Origin of the sequence: Bordetella hinzii LMG 13501 (assembly GCF_001548475.1) — a bacterium.
GTDB classification, from domain to species: Bacteria; Pseudomonadota; Gammaproteobacteria; order Burkholderiales; family Burkholderiaceae_B; genus Bordetella; species Bordetella hinzii.
In genome coordinates this window covers 116,967-134,065 of the sequence record NZ_LRUJ01000001.1, presented here as the reverse complement: position 1 = coordinate 134,065, position 17,099 = coordinate 116,967, and the positions used below count along the sequence as shown (strand labels likewise).

The window sequence follows — 17,099 nt, the reverse complement described above, 5'->3', positions numbered from 1 at the left end:
GCCTGCGCCGCTCAATCGCCGTAAAGATTGGTCAGCGAGGCCTTGAGAAAGCCGCCGTCGACGACGATGTCCTGCCCATTGACATAGCGGGAGGCATCGCTGGCCAGGAAGGCCACGGCGCCCGCGATGTCGGCCGGCAGGCCGATGCGCCGCGCGGGGATGCTGGCGATGCGCTTCTGCAGCACGGCCTCGTCGCCGTAGTGTCGTTCTGACAGCGGGGTGCGGATCATGCCGGGGCTGATGGCGTTGGCGCGGATGCCGCGCGGGCCCCATTCGACGGCCATCTGGCGGGTCAGGCCCTGCAGGGCGCTCTTGGCCGTGCCGTAGGCGCCTACCCGGGTGGGCGCCTGGGCGGAGATCGAGGCCACGTTGACGATGCTGCCCGCCTGCTGGTCGCGCATCATGGGGAAGAAGGCCTGGGCGCACAATAGCGCGCCGCGCAGGTTGACGCGCAAGAGACGGTCCCAGAGGTCGGCCGGGAAGGTTTCCAGCGGCGTGGGCGCGGTGCTGACGGCCGCGTTGTTGACCAGGACGTCGCAACGGCCCAGGCGCGAGCGGACGTGTTCGGCCAGGCGGGCCACCGAGGCGGGGTCGGCGATGTCGCAGTGCACCAGATCGTCGTCGCCGTCGGCGTTGACGTCCGCTTGCACGATGGCCGCGCCCATCGCCCGCAACTGCTGGCAGATGGCCAGGCCGATGCCGCCGGTCGCGCCGGTCACCACGGCCACGCGGCCTTGCAGCGCCTGGCCGGAAAAAGTGGAGGACATATCCATGTGTGTTGCCTCTTGAGTAGACCCGCGACGGCTTATTTGTTCTTCAGGTCCGCCAGTTTGGCCAGGTCTTGCCAGATGACGGCGTCGCGCTTGATCGAGGCGGCGAACTCCGCGGGCGAGGCGTCGGCCGGGACGATCATGTTCTGGCCTTCGATTTTCTCCTGCACTTCGGGGTCGTGCTGGGCGCGGTAGATCTCGGCATTGAGGCGCTTGATGATCTCGGGCGGCGTGCCGGCCGGGGCGAAGACGCCATACCAGCCGTCGGCCTCGAATTTATAGCCTTGCTCGGCCAGGGTGGGCACGTCCATGGACGCGGGCCAGCGGCGCGAGCCGGTCTGGCCGAGGGCGACCAGTTTGCCGCTGCGCATGTGGGGGATGGGCGAGGCGATGTCCATGAAGCCGACACTGATGTTGTTGGCGATCAGGTCGGTGCTCTCGGTGACCAGTTGCTTGTACGGGACGTGAGGCATGTCCAGGCCGTAGTGCGCCTTGATGCCCTCCATGGCCAGGTGGCCGGACGAGCCCGTGCCCCAGGAGCCGTAGGCGAGCTTGCCGGGATGGGCCTTGGCGTAGGCCACCATATCGGCCAGGTTCTTGAAGCCGGTGCTCGGATTGGCGATCAGCAGGATGCCGGCCGCGCCGACCTGGGCCACGGGCAGCAGGTCCTTCTCGGTGTCGTAGGGAATCGTGGGCAGCACCACCGGGTTGAGCAGGATGGTGGACGAGGGCGCGAACAGCAGGGTGTAGCCGTCGTTGGCCGAGCGGACCACCGTGTCGGCGGCGATCATGCCGTTGGCGCCGGGCTTGGTCTCCACGACCACCGGCTGCTTCAGGGCCTTGGCCAAGGGGGCGGAAATCAGGCGGGCGAAGATGTCGCCGCCGGCGCCGGGCGAGCCGGCGACCACCATGCGGATCGGGCGCTGGGGCCAGTTGTCCTCGGCGGCCCAGGCATGGGCGCCCAGGCTCATCAACAGACTGCCCAGCAGCACGGCGCGCCGTGTGAGAAAGGAAGGGATCATTGCAGCGTCTCCGGATCTTTTGAGTTTTCTGAATCCCTAAATTCTAGGTAGCTCAATTGAATTGCCTATAGCTGAAACCGCAGATCAGAACTGCGCGATCGAGTGGGAATCGGCGGCGCGGCCGTCGATACACTTTTGGCGGGGACAACCGCCAAGAAGAGCTATCCATGACCCATGCCATCCGTCGCCGTCTGCTGTTGGGCAGCGCGGCCTTCTGCACCTTGTTTTCTGTCGCCGCCGGCGCGCGGGCGGAATACCCGGACAAACCCCTGCGGCTGGTGGTGCCCTATCCGCCCGGCGCGGCGACCGACGCCATTTCGCGCGCCTTCGCCCAGGAGCTGGGCAAGATCATGGGGCAGCCCGTGGTGGTGGAGAACCGCCCCGGCGCGGGCTCGGCCATCGGTATCCAGGCCGTCAAGGGCCGGCCCGCCGACGGCTATACGCTGCTGGTCCATGCCGAGGGCTTTTACAGCGCCAAGATCATGACGCCCAGCGCGGGCTATACGTTCTCGGACTTCGAGATCCTGGCTCCGCTGGGCCAGAGCAGCTATGCCTTCATCGTGCCGGCCGACCGGGGTTGGACGCAGCTGGCCGACATCAAGGGCGCGGGCCGGGAGATCGATATCGGCACCGCGGACCTGGGCGTGGGCACGTATTCCACCCTGGCCGCGCGGGTGGCCTCGGGTCTGGGTGTGAAGTACCGCGCCATTCCCTTCAAGGGCGGCTCGGAGGGGCTGGCGGCGATCCTGGGTGGCCAGATCGACGCCTACTTCACCACCATCGGCACGACCCAGAGCGTGAAGGACAATCCTCATGTAAAGGTGTTGGCCTACACGGGCCGCCCCGGCAGCGCCAGCCATCTTCCCGGCGTCAAGACGTTTGCCGAGCAGGGCGTTCCGGACATGGTGTTCCACAGCAGCTATAGCGTGGCCGTGCGTACCGGCATCGCCGAGCCGGTGCGGCGGCAGCTGGCCGCGGCGGTGCGCCAGGCCGCCACCTCGGCGGCCCTGCAAAAGGCGCGCCGCGATCTCTATCTGGACGAGTACACCGGCAGCCTCGACGACTACAAGCGCGAGCTCCTGGACCTGGCGCGCACCTTCGAGGCCGCCGCGCGCGAGGGCGCCAGGCCGCCGCGGTAAGCGCTGGCCCGGGGGCCTATCCCTGGCGCTCGGCAGGCGCCGTCTCGCGGGCGTGCACCGTGGCGCCCAGCGCCGCGCCGTGCACCGCCAGATGGGCGCCCAGTTGCATGGCCTGCAGCAGGGCGGGGCGCGCGATGCCCAGTTCCAGGCCGCGCGCGATGAGCGCGCGCGTGGCGGTCATGTCGGCGTGTGTGAAGCAGGCATGCAGGGCCAGGTCGATCAAGACGCGCTCGTCGGCGCCCAGGCCGCCCTCGGGTTTGCCATGGGCCAGGAAATCCAGCAGCACGGCAACATAGCCCGGATCGGCGGCGGCCAGGCGCAGCAGGCTGGCCGCGTGTTCGGGGCAGCTGGCGGCAATGCGCGCGCGCAGCGGATCATCCGCGGCCAGCGCCGGCAGCGGCGCGGCCTCGTGCAACAGATCGGCCGCCTGGAATACCGCGCTCAGGCCTTGCAGCGTGACCCGGTGCAGGACATCGAACAGATCGGCCTCGCTGGCGCCGGCTTGCCGCGCCAGCCGCATATGGGTGGTCAGGCCCGCTTCGTAGAGATGGGTGGCCGAGGCGTCGAGCGCGACGTAGATCAGCTCGACCATGCGCGCCGAGAGAGGGCCCGTGCGCGCCGGATGGCCGGCGTATGCCGCGTAGTGCGACAGGAAAGCCGGGTTGGCGCGCAGCAGGGCTTCGGTCCAGGGGCGCCAGTAGCCGCGCGCGGCGATGAAACACGCTTTGATGGTATCGGGATCGGTCATGGGCTGCCCAGGGTTTGTCCGGTCAGGTATTGCGCCTGCGCGCCGGCCACGAAACGCAGCAGCGGCAGGCAGGCGGCCGGGTCGGCGCCGGCCGGGATTTCGACGGCGTTGACGCGGGCCGCCAGGGGACCCCACTCGCAGGCCAGCGTGGAGATCAGCATGCGCGCCGCGGCGCGTTCGCCGGCGCCTTCCCAGGTTTCTTCCGGGTCGCGGGGCAGCAGCACGGTCAGGCTGCCAGGCCTGTCGGGCGCGGCCTGCCGCGCCGCCTGGACGATGGCGTCCAACCGCTGGCCCGGCGGGCAGGCCAGCACCCGCGTGTCCAGCACCGCCGGGTAGCCTTCGCCGGCGGCTTCCCTCGGACCGGCCCAGGGGCCTTGCACCCGCAGCGCCAGGGGCGTGTCGCAAGCCACGGGCGCATGGGCGCTGGGCGTATAGGCTTGGCTGCCGCCGAAGATGGACGAGCCGCCATCGACGGCCAGCAGGTCGGCCGTGAGCGCGGCCGATCCGGCGCTGGCCAGGAAAGCCAGGGCGCAGGCGATGTCTTCCGGCTCGCCCAGCCGGCCCAGGGGGATCTTGGCCACGGCGCGGGCCGGATCCAGGCGGCCGGCCTCGATCAGCCCGGCGACCAGCTCGGTGCGCACAAAGCCCGGGCAGAGGACGGTAAACCGCCAGGCCGGGAAGGCCTTCGCCATGGCCCGGGTCTGCGCGATCAGCCCGGCCTTGCTCGGGCTGTAGGCGCCGCGCCAGGGAATGGCGCGCAAGCCGGCGCCCGACGCCACGTTGACGATGCGCGCGCCGGGCACCAGGCGCTCGCGCAGGGCCAGCGGCAGCCGGGCCGGGGCGCGCAGGTTCAGGTCGAGCAGGCGCTGCCAGCCCGCGGGATCCTGCCCGATGATGGGCTGGCTGCTGTCATCGGTCATGCCGGCATTGTTGATGAGGGCATGCAGCGGCGGCAGGCCCTCGGCCAGCGCCGCGATCTGCGCCGGGTCGGTGAGGTCGGCCACGCGCAGGACATGCGCCGCGCCCAGCTCGTCGGCCAGGGACCGCAGGGCCTGGGCATTGCGGTCCACCAGGATGCAGCGCCAGCCATCGCGCGCCAGCCGGCGCGCGGTGGCGCGGCCGATGCCGCTGGCCGCGCCGGTCAGGAGGACCGTCTCCATCACAGCGTGGTGAAGGTAATGCCGCCGTCCACCACCAGGCCTTGCGCGGTGATGAAACGGGCTTCGTCGCTGGCCAGGAAGACAATGCCGCTGGCGATGTCCTGCACCGTGCCCAGCCGGCCCAAGGGCGTGCTGGCCACGCGGCGCGCATCGCGTTCGGCATTGCGGTTGCGCTGGGTGCCTTCGGTGGGAACGGCCGACGGGCAGACGGCGTTGACGCGGATGTTGCGCGCGCCGAGCTCGGCCGCCGCCGCGCGGGTGATGCCCAGGATCCCGGCCTTGATGCCGGAATAGACGATGGAGTTGGGGGCCGATTTCAGGGCGGCGGTCGAGGCGACGTTGACGATGGCGCCGCCGCGTTCGGGGTCCATCATGGCGGCGGCCGCCTGGATGCCCCAGACCACCGCCTTGAACCCGATGTCCAGCATGCGGTCCATGGTTTCGGGCTGGATGTCGGGCACGCTCTGGTAGCGCACCCAGGCCGCGTTGTTGACCAGGATGTCGAAGCGCCCGCCCTGCTCGGCGGCGCGCTGCACGGCCTCGGTGATGCCTTCGCGGGTCGCCACGTTCTGCGTGACGGCGAAGGCTTTGCCGCCCTCGGCGATGATGCCGGCGACCGCCGCATCGACCAGTTCTTCCTTGAGGTCGTTGACGCCGACGATGGCGCCGCGCGCGGCCAGCAGGCTGGCCGTGGCGCGGCCGATGCCGGCGCCGGCGCCGGTGACGAGCGCCACGCGCCCAGCCAGGTCTTGTTGCATGCTCATGTCCTTATACCGATTGAATGTAGGCGCGGCCCGTGTCGCGCGACAGGCCGCCGAAGGCGGCGTCCAGCTTGCGCACGGCGCGCAGCGCGCGGTGCAGTGGCAGCTCCCAGGTGAAACCCATGCCGCCATGCAGGTGGATGGCTTTCTCGATGACGTAGGCGGCATTGCCCAGCGCGCCGGCCAGGGCGGGGCGCGTGTCGCGCGCCGCGCCGTATTCGTCGGTCCGCATGGCGCGGCGGATGGCCGCGCTGGAGACGTCCTGCAGCAGCCGCATGCGCGCCAGCAGGTGGCGCACCGCTTGCTTGGCCGACAGGGGGCGGCCGAATTGCACGCGGGTGGCCATATAGCCGGCGGCGGCTTGCAGGGCGCCTTCGGCCGCCCCGTTGGCGAACTCGGCCAGCAGCAGGTGGGCGCGGCGCTTGAAGGCGGCCCAGGCGGCGGCGTCCAGGCGGGCGAGCACCGGCGCGTCCTGCAGCGTGAACCACAGTTGGGGATGCTCGGGATCCAGCGCGGACTGCTCCTGGCGCGGCGCGGCCGTGACGTCGAGCAGGGCGGCGCCGTCGCCGTCGGCCACCAGCATCCAGTCGGCCGGGCCATGGTCCAGGCGGGCATGGCCGGCCTGGACGCTGCCTTGCCAGGCGATGCCGGCCAGGCGTTCGCCGGCGGCCAGGGCGGCCGCCTGCGGCGTGCCGGGCAGGGCATGGGCCAGCAGGATCTGTTCGGCCAGGGGTAGCGGCAGATGCAGCTGCCCGGCGGCATGGGCGATGGGCAGGGCGAAGGCCAGGTCCAGGCCCAGCCCGCCGTCGTCTTCGGCCGCCATGACGCCGCACAGGCCGGCCTCGGCCAATACCGCGGCCATTTCATGGCGGTCCTGGCGCGTCAGCGCGTCGCTAATGGCCGCGCAGGCGGCCTGCGCGAACTCCTCGGGGCGCAGTTCTTCGCTGCTCATGTCAGATCCTTGGGAAGATTCATGATGCGCTGCGCGATGACATCGAGCTGCACTTCGGTCGTGCCGGCATAGATGGTCTCGGCGCGCGCGAACAGATAGGCGTTGGTGAAGGCCGCGTGCGCGCGCCGCGCCAGCGGGCTGGAGTGCGGGCCGACCTGGGACAGCAGCGACAGGGCCAGCCCGGCGAAGGCCTGGTGGCACTCCGACCAATAGAGTTTGGTGAGCGAGCCGCGCGCGCCGATGGATTCGCCGCGCATCATGCGTTCGACGGTCAGCTCGACCAGGCCCTTCAGGCCGTCGATTTCGCCGACCAGGTCGCCGATGCGGCGCTGGACGTAGCCGTCGTCCAGGGCGCTGGCCAATTGGCTGTCGGATTTGCAGGCGGCGATCAGCTGGCGCAGTTCGCATTCGAAGCGCCAGGGACGGTACATGCGGTTGGTGGCCCGCTCGATGGACAGTACGCGGATGGCGGCGCTCCAGCCTTCGTCGGGGGCGCCCAGCCGCGCGCTGTCGGGCACGACGACATCGTCGAAGAACACCTCGGCGAACGAGGACTTGCCGTCGATGGACTTGATGGGCACCACGCGGATGCCCGGGGTGTCCATGGGCACGGCGAACATCAGCAGGCCGCGATGCTTGTCGGCCACGGTGCCGGTGCGGGTCAGCAGCAGGCAGTAGTGTGCCTTGGCCGCGCCGCTGGTCCAGATTTTCTGGCCGTTGATGCGCCACTGGCCGCCTTCCTGCACGGCCTTGGTGCGCAGCCGGGCGAGATCCGAGCCGGCATCCGGCTCGGAGAAGCCTTGGCACCAGTACTGCTTCATGGACAGGATATTGGGCAGGAAGGCCTGCTTCTGCGCCTCGGTCCCGACCGCCATGATGATGGGGCCGGCCAGCTCCTTGCCGATCGAGCTGACGCTCTCGGGCATGGGCAGCGCGCCGACTTCCTTGTTCACGGCCAGGTGTTCGCGCAGCGACAGGCCATGGCCGCCGTACGGCTTGGGCCAGGTCATGCCGGCCAGCCCGGCCTGGTACATGGCGGCTTCCCAGGCGCTGCTTTCGGCCAGGGTGGGGGCACGCCAGTCCAGGCTGTCGCTGCGCATGAAGTCGGGCAGGTTGGCGCGCAGCCACGCGCGCGCGTGCTGGCGGTAGACCTCGGGCCCGGCGGCCGGGTCGGGGACCGCCACGTGTTGATCGAAGTGCATGCTTTTCCTCAGAGTGCGGGCGCGGCGCGGGGGATCATCAGCGCATCGAGCACGACGACGCCTTGACCCTGGGGCCGCACCAGGATGGGGTTCATATCGATCTCGGCGATGTCGCCGCGATGCCGGTAGGCGAACTCCGACAGCCGCGCGACCGCGCGCGCGGCGGCGCCGATATCCGCCTTGGGCTGGCCGCGCGCGCCGTCCAGGATGGCGAACATCTTCAGCGAGCGGATCATCGCCAGGGCTTCTTCTTCGCTGACCGGGGCGGCCTGCACGGCCACGTCCTTGAGCACCTCGGCATAGATACCGCCCATGCCGACCATCACGATGGGGCCGAAGACCGGATCCTGCGAAATCCCGGCGATCATTTCCGTGCCGTCGCGCACCATGGGCGCGACCAGCACGCCGTCGATGCGGGCCTGCGGCGCGTGGCGCGCGGCATTGGCCAGCACGCGGGCAAAGGCTTCGCGCACGGACGGGCTGTCGGCGAGGTTGAGCGCCACGCCGCCGGCCTCGGTCTTGTGGGCGATGTCTTCGGAGGCGATCTTCAGCACCACCGGGTAGCCGATGGTCTCGGCCGCGCGCGCCGCTTCATCGGCGTCGCGGGCGATGATCTCCCGCGGGACATCGATGCCGGCCTGGGCCAGTGCCTGCTTGGCGTGGAATTCATTGCGGAAGACCGCGGGGTCGACCGGCTCGGCGGCCATTTCCCGGCGCGGCGCGGCGTCGGCCGCGCGCAAGCGGCCCAGGCGCACCAGCCCGGCCAGCCCGGTGGCGGCCGCGTCGATGCTTGAAAACACCGGGATACCCAGCGCATTGATCTTCTCGATGGCCTCGGCCGGGCCTTGGCTGATGATCATCAACAGGCGGTCGGGATGGCTGGCGCGCACCTGCGCCAGCGCTTCCAGGTAGATGCCGCGCAGGCGCGTGTTGTAGAGCGACAGCGACATGAACAAGGCCAGCGCGCCCTCGGAGGGATCGTCCAGCAGCGCGGTGAGCATCTTGAGCAAGATGTCGGGACGACTGGACATCTGCGCCGAGGCGTCGACCGGGTTGCCGGTGCTGGCGGTGGGCACCGCTTCGCGGATGCGCGCCTGGGTGTGCGGGGCCAGGGGCGGCAAGGCCAGCCCGGCTTCGCTCATGGCGTCGGCCATCATGATGCCGAAGCCGCCGGAGGCCGCGACCAGCGTGACGGCGTCATTGCGCGGCAGGCGGCCGGGCATCAGCAGCGAGGCCGCATGGCCGATGTCGATCAGGGCCTCGACCGACCGCACGCGCAGCACGCCGTGGCGGCGGAAGATGGCGTCGATCACCGCGTCCGAACCCGTCAGCGCGCCGGTGTGCGAGGCCGCGGCGGCCTGGCCTTTCTCGGTGGAGCCGATCTTCAGCACGATGACCGGCTTGCCTTGCTCGCGCGCCAGGCGCAGGGCTTCGATCAGCTTGCCGGCATGTCGGCAGGTCTCCATGCAGCACAGGATGATGCGCGTGGCGGGATCTTCGGCCAGGGCCGCGATGCCGTCGGCCACGTCCACATCGGCTTCGTTCCCGGTGGCGATGAAGCGGCTCACGCCCATGCCGCGCCGGGCCACGCTCTGCATGGTGTGGCTGCCCACATTGCCCGATTGCGACACGATGCCGACCTGGCCGGCCGGCGGCATATGCTCTTCCAGCGCGATGGAGAAGGACCCGATCAGCCGGTCTGCCACATTGACCGCGCCCAGGCAGTTCGGGCCCAGCACGCGCATATCGTTCTCGCGCGCGATGGCCACCAGTTCGTCCTGCAGCGCCGCGCCTTGCGGGCCGGCCTCGACGAATCCGGAGGACAGCACGATGGCGGCCTTCACGCCGCGCGCGGCGCAGTCGCGCAGCGCGGCCGGGGTGGCGCCGGCCGGGACGGCGAGGATCGCCAGTTCCGGGGCGGTCGGCGTGTCGCGCACGCTGGCATAGGCGGGCAGGCCCTGGATGGTGCCGCCCTTGGGATTGATGGGATAGACCGGGCCGGCATAGCCATACTTGACCAGCATGTGCACCGGCCGGCCGCCGATCTTGGTGATGTCATCGGAGGCGCCGATGATGGCGATGCCGCGCGCCTCGAAAAAGGCCCGCAGCCCCGCGCCCGGGCGTTGCGTCTGTGCCGCCATGCTCAACGCCCCTTGAACTGCGGCTGGCGCTTTTCCAGGAAGGCCATGCGCGCTTCGCGGGCGTCCTCGGTCTTGGCCAGCGCCATGGTGAAATCCTGCTCGAAGCGGTAGGCGTCGCGCTGTGGCATGAGGTCGACCATATTGGCCGCGCGCTTGGCATAGACCACGGCCAGGGGCGCTTTCGAGGCGATCTCGTGGGCCAGGGCCAGGGCCGTGGGCAGGAGTTCGTCGGCGGGCAGCACGTCTTCCAGCACATTGCGGCGAAGCAGTTCCTGGGCGCTCAGGCGCTGGCCGGTGAAGAACATCCGGCGCAGCGTGGAGCGGCCGAACAGCGTGCGCAGCATCGAGGCGCCGCCGGCCAGGCCGACGTTGATTTCCGGCATGCCGAAGGTGGCGTTCTCCGAGGCGTACATGATGTCGCAGGCGGCCATCAGTCCCAGGCCGGCGCCAAGCGCCGCGCCGTTGACCGCGGCGATCACGGGCTTGCTGCACTCGCGGATGGCGTTGCCGGTCTCGCGGGTGATGCGGTTGTGCTCCAGGAAGTCGCCAGCGATGTCGGCGGCCGGACGGTCCTTGAGGTCCGCGCCGGCGCAGAACACGGTGCCGCTGCCGGTCAGCACGGCGCAGCGGATGTCTTCGCGTTCCGAGATTTCATCGAAGATGGCCACCAGGCGGCGGCGCGTTTCGCGGTTCAGCGCGTTGACCGGGGGACGGTTGAGCGTGACCAGCGCCACGCCACGGTCGATCTCGAACTTGACGGCGGCCTCGCTCATGCCAGCACCTCGTTCGACAGGAAAAAAACAGGGGCGCGCGCGGCGCCGTCGGCATGCTGCATGGTGAGTCTCCTCGAGTCGCGTTGACCGGTCCGGCCCTGCATCGCAGCCTTGGCCGCCGGTTTTTTTTGGATTATATGGACGCGATATGCGCAAGATTTACGCCATAAATGTTGGTTGTGTTCTGCAGGAAAACGCCATATTCCAGCGCCTCGCCAGCCGATACCATGCGTCTGGTCAGGAGACACTCAACAGATGCAGATCGAGCGAATCGGCACGGTGCGCGCGGCCCTGGGCGAGTGCCCGGTATGGGATGCCGCGCGCGGACGACTATGGATGGCGGATTGCCGCCACGGCCAGATCCTGGCCGTGGACCCCGACAGTGGCGCGGCGCGCCAATGGCAGCTGCCCGCGCCCCTGGGGTCTTTCGCCTTCAATGGCGATGACGAGCTGGTGGTGGCCCTGAAGGAGCGCTTCGTGCTTTTCGACACGGCCGACCACACCTTGCGCACCGTGGCGCGCATCGGCGACAGCCACCCCAATCTGCGCCTCAATGACGGTGTGGCCATGCCCGACGGCAGTTTCGTGGCCGGCACCATGCACATCTATCGCCAGGAAGGCGAGCCGCCGCTGGGCGGCCTGTACCGCCTGGACACGCAGGGCCGGCTGACGCGCATTGCCCAGGACCTGGGCGTCGTGAACGGCCCCGGTCCCGACCCGACCGGCACCTATTTCCATGTCTGCGACAGCTCGCAGCGCAAGATCTTCCGCTTCCGGATGGACGCGGACGGCGGCCTGGGCGAGCGGGAGGTCTTCGTCGATACCGATGCCCTGGGTTCGGCGCCGGACGGCTGCTGTTTCGATGCCGAGGGCGGTCTGTGGACGGCGCTGGTGCATGCCGGGGCCATCGCCCGGTTCGACAGCCAGGGCAGGCTGGACCAGCGTATCGAGCTGCCGGTGCGGCACCCGGCCTCGCTGTGTTTCGGCGGCGACGGGCTGGACGATCTCTATGTCACTTCGATCAGCGACAGCGGGCGGCTGTCGGCCGATGGGCCGCTGGATGGCGCGCTGCTGCGCGTGCGCGGCACGGGGCGGCGCGGCGCGCCGCGGCCGCGTTGCAGCATCCGTCCCTGAGCCTGGCTCAGTCGGCGCCGCCGGCGCTGCCTTTGTAGGCGGTAAAGCGCAGCGCCGGGCCGGAGACGTGGTCGGCGACGAAATCCAGGAAGAGGCGTATCTTGGCCGGGATCATGGCCGTGTCGAGGATGGTGGCGTACATGCCCTCCTCGAAGGTGGTGTTGGTCACGCGGTATTGCGGCAGGAGACGCTCCAGCGTGCCGCGCGCGATGTCGTTATGCACGGTGTAGTCATCGAGCAGGGCGATGCCTTCTCCCAGGCGGGCCAGCTCCAGCAGGGCGACGCCGTTGTTGCTGACATGGCGCGGTTTGACCGGCACTTCGTCGACGGCGTCCTCGTGCTTGAAGCGCCAGCAATATTGTTCACCCGGCAGCAGATAGGCCAGGCAGGCGTGCCCGACGATGTCGGCCGGCTGCTGCGGGATGCCGCGTGCGGCCAGGTAGGCGGGCGAGGCCACCAGGTAGCGCTCGCTCTTGAACAGGATGCGGCGCTTCAAGCCCGCTTCGACGGGCGGGGAAATGCGGAAATCGATATCGAAATTGTTGCGCCGCAGGTCGGTCTTGGCCTCGGAAAGCACCAGCTCGATGTGGATATCGGGGTATTGCTGGCGGAAGGCCGCCACCAGCGGGGGCAGCACGCCCAGGCCGAACATCATGCGCGAATGCACCCGCAGCGTGCCCTTGGGCGCCGAGCGGATCTCGGTGATGTTGCGATGCGCTTCGTTGATGTTCCAGAGTATGCCCTCGAGCTGGCTGGCGTACTCCTGGCCGGCTTCGGTCAGCACGACCTGCCGCGTGGAGCGCAGCAGCAGCTTGACGTTCAGCTCGGCCTCGAACTCGGTGATCATGCGCGACACCGAGGTGGCCGAGACACCGAACTGCCGCGCGGTTTCGGAGAAGCTCTCCGTTTTCGATATCGACAGAAACAGCTCCATCGCGCGCAGCCTGTCCATCATTCCTCCACTTTCCGCAGCACAGAACGCCGCTTTTCTTGTATTCCAGCCAGTAGCTACCGGCCTCTAGAATTTCCTCAAAGTCCGCTATTGAGGAGACATTATGGAATTCGGCGTATTCATCCTGGCGCAGCAACGAGGTTACCACCAGTCCTCCAAGCAAGTCATCAACAACTCCATCGAACAGACGGTGGTCGCCGAGCAGGCGGGCTTCGATACAGCCTGGTATGCCGAGCACCATTTCAACAACTATTCGCTCTCGCCCTCGCCCCTGATGACGGTGGCCCATGCCGCCGCCAAGACCCAGCGCATCCGCCTGGGCACGGCGGTCTGCATCTTGCCGCTCTACCATCCGGCGCGTTTCCTGGCCGAGGTGGGCTTCGTGGATACGGTGTCCAACGGCCGGCTGGAGCTGGGCGTGGGCTCGGGCTACCAGGAGTTCGAGTTCGAGCGTTTCGGCGTGCAGATCGCCGAATCGGGCGCGATTTTCAATGAGTTCCTGGACGTGATCCCCAAGGGCCTGACCCAGAAGATCTTCGAGCACCAGGGCCAATACCTGAATATCCCGCCGAGCTCGATCGCCGTGCGCTGCCTGCAGGATCCGATGCCGCCCATCTGGATCACCTCGGGCAACCCGGTGACGCTGGGCCGCGGCGTGCGCGAGAACCACAATCTCTTCGTGACCGCGCTGCTCAACGGCAACGAGGCCATCACCGGGCTGCGCGGCCGCCTGGAGAAAGTGGCCGCGGACAACGGCAAGGACCTGGACCGCGACGTGAAGTTCGGCTTCCTGCGCTGCGGCTACGCTTCGGACAACAAGGCCGAGATCGACGCCTACCTGGATTGCGCCCGCTTCCAGCGCCGGATCTCGGAGAGCCTGAAGTACCGCCGGGCGCAAAGCGACGACGGCTATATGGTCAAGGAAGTGCCGTCCGAAACCGATCCGACCTTCGAGCAGCTGCGCAAGAACCTGCCCGTGGGCTCGGTCAACGAGGTGATCGACAAGATGCTGGAAGAAATCAGCATCCTGCGTCCCAAGCACATCGCGCTGCAGACCCAGCTGGGCGATTTCGACCAGAAGACCATGCTGCGCCAGATCGAACTCTGGGGCGACAAGATTATTCCGGCCATCCGCAAGGAAATCGGCAGCACGGCGGCGGTCGCCTGAGGAGGAGGCCATGCAGATCTACCTGAGCAACGCCGGCGCCATCACCCTGCGCCATCCGACGGATTTTCGCCGGCTCGATGTGCTGGCCGACCCGCAGCCGCGCGAGCGGCTGGAGCAGGCCATCGCCCGCGTGGGCCGGCGCGAGGACGAGCGCCATCTGCGCCTGGCGCCCTCGGTGCTGCGCTTTCTGTCGCAGCATGCGGGCGACCCGCAGTGGGAAGCGGGCTTTTCGGCCATGGTGGATTATGCGGCGCGGCACGGCTGGGTGGATGAGCGCGGCGACATCCGCGCGCACATGGTGATCAACGAACACGACGAGGTGGTGTCGGTCGATGACTTCAAGGCGGCCATGCGGGCCTTGCCCGCGGGCATCAGCGCGGTCAGCACCGGCGACGGCGAGGAGGTGGCCGGCCTGATCGTCTCCAGCCTGACCTCGATCTCGGCCGAGCCGCCCATGGTCGGGTTCTTCGTGCAGCAGACCGCCTCGGCGCGCAATGCCTTGCTGCGCAATGGTCGCTTCGTGGCCAATGTGCTGGGCGAGGATCATGGCGAGATCATCCAGGCCTTTCTGCGCCAGCCGCAAGGCAGCGCGCGCTTTGCCCAGGGCGGCTGGGTGATGACCGACCAGGGGCTGCCCGTGCTGTCCGACGCCCTGGCCAGCATCGAGTGCGATATCGTCTGCACCGAGGCGCTCGGCACGCACGACCTGATCGTCGGCAAGATCCGCAAGACGGCCTGCCGGCCGGCGCAGCCGGTGGTCAACTTCAACGCCGCCACGCACCGTCTGTCGCTGCTGCAATAGGGCGGGCGGCGCCCGCCGGTCCGCAAAAAAGCCCGCTCGCGCGGGCTTTTGCCTTTGGGCCGGCGCCGGTCAGTCCAGGACGATCTGGTTGTCCTTGATGACCTTGCCCCAATATTGGCGGTCGGCTTCCAGCTGGGCGTCCAGCGCTTGCGGGCCGCCGGCTTTTTCCGTCTGGCCGTTGGTGACCAGCATCTGGCGGAAGCTGGGGGTCTGGACGGTCTTGATGGCCGCGGCGGCATAGGCCTGGACCAGTTCGCCCGGCGTGCCCTTGGGCGCGTGCAGGGCGGTCCAGTAGCTGGCCTTGAGCTGCGGGTAGCCCAGTTCCGTGACGCACGGCACTTCCGGCAGCGCCGGGTCGCGGCGGTCCGTGGTCAGCGTCAGGATCTTCACCGCGCCGGCTTTCTGGTGGTCCGCCAGCGCGATGGGCGTCATGAAGGACAGGTCATTGCGGCCGCTGATCAGGTCCATCAGGCTGGTGGGCGTGCTCTTGTACGGAACGGCGGTCAGGGGGATGCCCAGGGTCTTGGACAGGATCAGGCCATAGAGGTCGGTGACACTGCCCGGGCCCAGCGAACCATAGGTCAGGGGACGTCCTTCGCGCTTGGCGTAGGCCACCAGTTCCGCGAGCGAGTTCACGCCCATCTGGGGCGGCACCGTGATGGTCAGCGGGCCGTCGAAGAGCATGGCCACGGACGCAAAGCTGTCAAAACCGTATTGCAGCGAAGGGCGCAGCAGGATGTTGAGCGACAGCGGCCCCGAGCCGCCCATCAACAGCGTCGAACCGTCGGCCGCGGCGCGCGCCACGTAACTGGAGCCGATGATGCCATTGGCGCCCGGCTTGTTCTCCACAATGAAAGGGCGGCCTATCTCCGCGCTCATGCCTTCGGCCAACAGCCGCGCGAAATTATCGTTCGGCCCGCCGGCCGCGTAGGGCACGATGAGGGAAACCGGTTTGGGCGCGGCGCGCAGCGGCCGGGCAAGCATCATGAGGGCACCCGCGGCAATGAAGCCGCGGCGCGTGGGCTGGTACATAGATCTGTCTCCTGCTGACCCGCGCCCATGGCCGTCCCGGGGCGGGACCGGCCTGCCCGATGGCCGGGCGGGCGTCGTGGGGGGGACGGCTCAGCGCTGCCGTCCTCGGTTCTGTCCACGGCAATAGTAAGTTTTATCGGCCCTGGAGATTACCCCATGGCGGCGCAGAACTGTTTTGCGCAAATAGCGGGGCTTGCGGCCATGCCATGGACACGGCCGGGCCGGGCTTTCCCGGATGGCGGAATTTACGTCATAACGAATATTGTGAGAAGTACTTTCGCTAAACAGTAAATTTCAGCCCCTCTCTGTCAGCCCTTCTCGATTGCGAGCTCCGCCATGTTCCGATCCCTTGCCCGCCGGTGGTTCGCCGGCCTGATGGCCGGTTTGCTCCCGGCAGCCTTGTCGTGCCTGGCCGCGCCTGCCCACGCGGGCTACCCCGAGCGTCCGGTGACGCTGGTCGTGCCTTTTCCCGCCGGCGGCAATTCCGATATCGTGGCCCGGCGGGTCGCGGAGCGGCTGACGCAGTCCCTGGGCCAGCCGGTCATCGTTGAAAACCGGGCCGGCGCGGGAGGCCTGGTCGGCAACCAGGCGGTGGCCCGGGCCAAGCCGGACGGCTATACGCTGCTCCTGGGCGGCATGTCCACGCAGGTGCTGCTCGCGGGCACGGCGCCCGAACTGCCCTACGACCCGGTCAAGAGTTTCTCGGCCGTGGCGCTGATCTCCAAAGTGCCGCTCGTGCTAGTCGTGCCCGCGACCTCGCCGGCCGCCGATCTCAAGCAATTTGCGCAATACCTGCGCCAGTCGCCGGGCAAGTACAACTTCAGCTCGGCCGGCATCGGAACGTCGGGACACATCACCGCGCAGTATTTCGCCAACGCGATCGGCGCCGACGTCGTGCACATCGCCTACCGCGGAAGCGCGCCCGCGCTGACCGACCTGGTCGAAGGGCGCAATGCCTATCTGGTGGACACGCCGCCCGTGGTCAAGGAGCTGGTGAAGGCGGGCAAGCTGCGCGCGCTGGCGGTCTTCAGCGAGTCGCGCCTGCAGGAGCTGCCGGACGTGCCGACGATCGCGCAGGCCGGGCTGGGCGATCGCGTCCGGCATATGATGCAGCCCTGGCAGGCCATCTTCGTGCCCGCGGGCACCCCGCCGGCGATCGAGGCCGCCATCCACGATGCCGTCGAGCAGGCGGTTTCGGATCCGGCATTCCAGGACAGGCTGCGGCAACTCGGCCTGGTCCCGCTGCCGGGTTCCTTGGCCGATGCCAAGAAACGCTTCGAAGTAGACTATGCGGACTGGCTGCCCATCCTCAACGACATGGGCGTGAAGTCGGCGCCCTGAAC

Annotated in this window: 16 protein-coding genes; 5 read left to right on the top strand and 11 right to left on the bottom strand. The window is 68.8% G+C overall.

Going from position 1 to position 17,099, the window contains the following annotated elements; all coding sequences use genetic code 11:
- Positions 1-11 precede the first annotated feature (11 nt).
- Both AXA74_RS00620 and AXA74_RS00615 read right to left on the bottom strand, forming a co-directional pair.
- Entirely contained in the window at positions 12-767 is a 756-nt protein-coding gene (locus AXA74_RS00620; RefSeq protein WP_032979531.1) for an SDR family NAD(P)-dependent oxidoreductase, read from the bottom strand.
- Between the two features lie 38 nt (positions 768-805).
- Positions 806-1,792, bottom strand: a complete 987-nt coding sequence (locus AXA74_RS00615) for a Bug family tripartite tricarboxylate transporter substrate binding protein (RefSeq protein WP_029578177.1) — start codon at positions 1,790-1,792, stop codon at positions 806-808.
- 167 nt (positions 1,793-1,959) lie between these two features.
- On the opposite strand from AXA74_RS00615, the gene AXA74_RS00610 reads away from it, so the two are divergent.
- The gene (locus AXA74_RS00610) at positions 1,960-2,931 is read left to right on the top strand and encodes a Bug family tripartite tricarboxylate transporter substrate binding protein (RefSeq protein WP_029578178.1); all 972 of its coding nucleotides are present in this window, start codon (positions 1,960-1,962) and stop codon (positions 2,929-2,931) included.
- Between the two features lie 16 nt (positions 2,932-2,947).
- On the opposite strand, the gene AXA74_RS00605 is transcribed toward AXA74_RS00610, so the two are convergent.
- The 7 genes from AXA74_RS00605 to AXA74_RS00575 are packed head-to-tail and all read right to left on the bottom strand — an operon-like array spanning position 2,948 to position 10,668.
- Positions 2,948-3,679, bottom strand: a complete 732-nt coding sequence (locus AXA74_RS00605) for a carboxymuconolactone decarboxylase family protein (RefSeq protein WP_029578179.1) — start codon at positions 3,677-3,679, stop codon at positions 2,948-2,950.
- Positions 3,676-4,839: an SDR family NAD(P)-dependent oxidoreductase gene (locus tag AXA74_RS00600; protein WP_032979488.1), complete on the bottom strand. Its 1,164-nt coding sequence runs from the start codon at positions 4,837-4,839 to the stop codon at positions 3,676-3,678. Before AXA74_RS00600 ends, AXA74_RS00605 begins: the two co-directional genes overlap by 4 nt.
- Positions 4,839-5,603: an SDR family NAD(P)-dependent oxidoreductase gene (locus tag AXA74_RS00595; RefSeq protein WP_029578181.1), complete on the bottom strand. Its 765-nt coding sequence runs from the start codon at positions 5,601-5,603 to the stop codon at positions 4,839-4,841. The genes AXA74_RS00600 and AXA74_RS00595 overlap by 1 nt, the downstream gene beginning before the upstream one ends.
- A 4-nt stretch (positions 5,604-5,607) precedes the next feature.
- Positions 5,608-6,552 carry an acyl-CoA dehydrogenase family protein gene (locus tag AXA74_RS00590; RefSeq protein ID WP_029578182.1) on the bottom strand — a complete coding sequence of 315 codons (945 nt, stop codon included), beginning with the start codon at positions 6,550-6,552 and terminating at the stop codon, positions 5,608-5,610.
- On the bottom strand, positions 6,549-7,754 hold the full coding sequence (locus AXA74_RS00585) for an acyl-CoA dehydrogenase family protein (protein ID WP_032963696.1): 1,206 nt from the start codon (positions 7,752-7,754) through the stop codon (positions 6,549-6,551). Before AXA74_RS00585 ends, AXA74_RS00590 begins: the two co-directional genes overlap by 4 nt.
- An 8-nt stretch (positions 7,755-7,762) precedes the next feature.
- Complete coding sequence (locus AXA74_RS00580; protein ID WP_060833054.1) at positions 7,763-9,895, bottom strand: acetate--CoA ligase family protein; 2,133 nt, start codon at positions 9,893-9,895, stop codon at positions 7,763-7,765.
- Positions 9,896-9,897: 2 nt separating this feature from the next.
- Positions 9,898-10,668, bottom strand: a complete 771-nt coding sequence (locus AXA74_RS00575) for an enoyl-CoA hydratase/isomerase family protein (RefSeq protein ID WP_029578185.1) — start codon at positions 10,666-10,668, stop codon at positions 9,898-9,900.
- 255 nt (positions 10,669-10,923) lie between these two features.
- Between AXA74_RS00575 and AXA74_RS00570 the strand changes: the two genes are divergently transcribed.
- Entirely contained in the window at positions 10,924-11,802 is an 879-nt protein-coding gene (locus tag AXA74_RS00570) for an SMP-30/gluconolactonase/LRE family protein (protein ID WP_029578186.1), read from the top strand.
- 7 nt (positions 11,803-11,809) lie between these two features.
- Here AXA74_RS00570 and AXA74_RS00565 read toward each other — a convergent pair whose 3' ends face one another.
- Positions 11,810-12,754: a LysR family transcriptional regulator gene (locus tag AXA74_RS00565; RefSeq protein WP_032958692.1), complete on the bottom strand. Its 945-nt coding sequence runs from the start codon at positions 12,752-12,754 to the stop codon at positions 11,810-11,812.
- Positions 12,755-12,857: 103 nt separating this feature from the next.
- On the opposite strand from AXA74_RS00565, the gene AXA74_RS00560 reads away from it, so the two are divergent.
- Together AXA74_RS00560 and AXA74_RS00555 are read left to right on the top strand one after the other, a co-directional pair.
- Positions 12,858-13,922 carry an LLM class flavin-dependent oxidoreductase gene (locus AXA74_RS00560; RefSeq protein WP_029578188.1) on the top strand — a complete coding sequence of 355 codons (1,065 nt, stop codon included), beginning with the start codon at positions 12,858-12,860 and terminating at the stop codon, positions 13,920-13,922.
- 10 nt (positions 13,923-13,932) lie between these two features.
- Positions 13,933-14,724 carry a flavin reductase family protein gene (locus AXA74_RS00555; RefSeq protein ID WP_032979486.1) on the top strand — a complete coding sequence of 264 codons (792 nt, stop codon included), beginning with the start codon at positions 13,933-13,935 and terminating at the stop codon, positions 14,722-14,724.
- Positions 14,725-14,793: 69 nt separating this feature from the next.
- On the opposite strand, the gene AXA74_RS00550 is transcribed toward AXA74_RS00555, so the two are convergent.
- The gene (locus AXA74_RS00550) at positions 14,794-15,756 is read right to left on the bottom strand and encodes a tripartite tricarboxylate transporter substrate binding protein (RefSeq protein WP_029578190.1); all 963 of its coding nucleotides are present in this window, start codon (positions 15,754-15,756) and stop codon (positions 14,794-14,796) included.
- 336 nt (positions 15,757-16,092) lie between these two features.
- Here AXA74_RS00550 and AXA74_RS00545 point away from each other — a divergent pair, with 336 nt between their 5' ends.
- Positions 16,093-17,097 (top strand): tripartite tricarboxylate transporter substrate binding protein BugE, encoded by a 1,005-nt coding sequence (locus tag AXA74_RS00545; RefSeq protein WP_029578191.1) that lies wholly within the window; start codon positions 16,093-16,095, stop codon positions 17,095-17,097.
- Positions 17,098-17,099 lie beyond the last annotated feature (2 nt).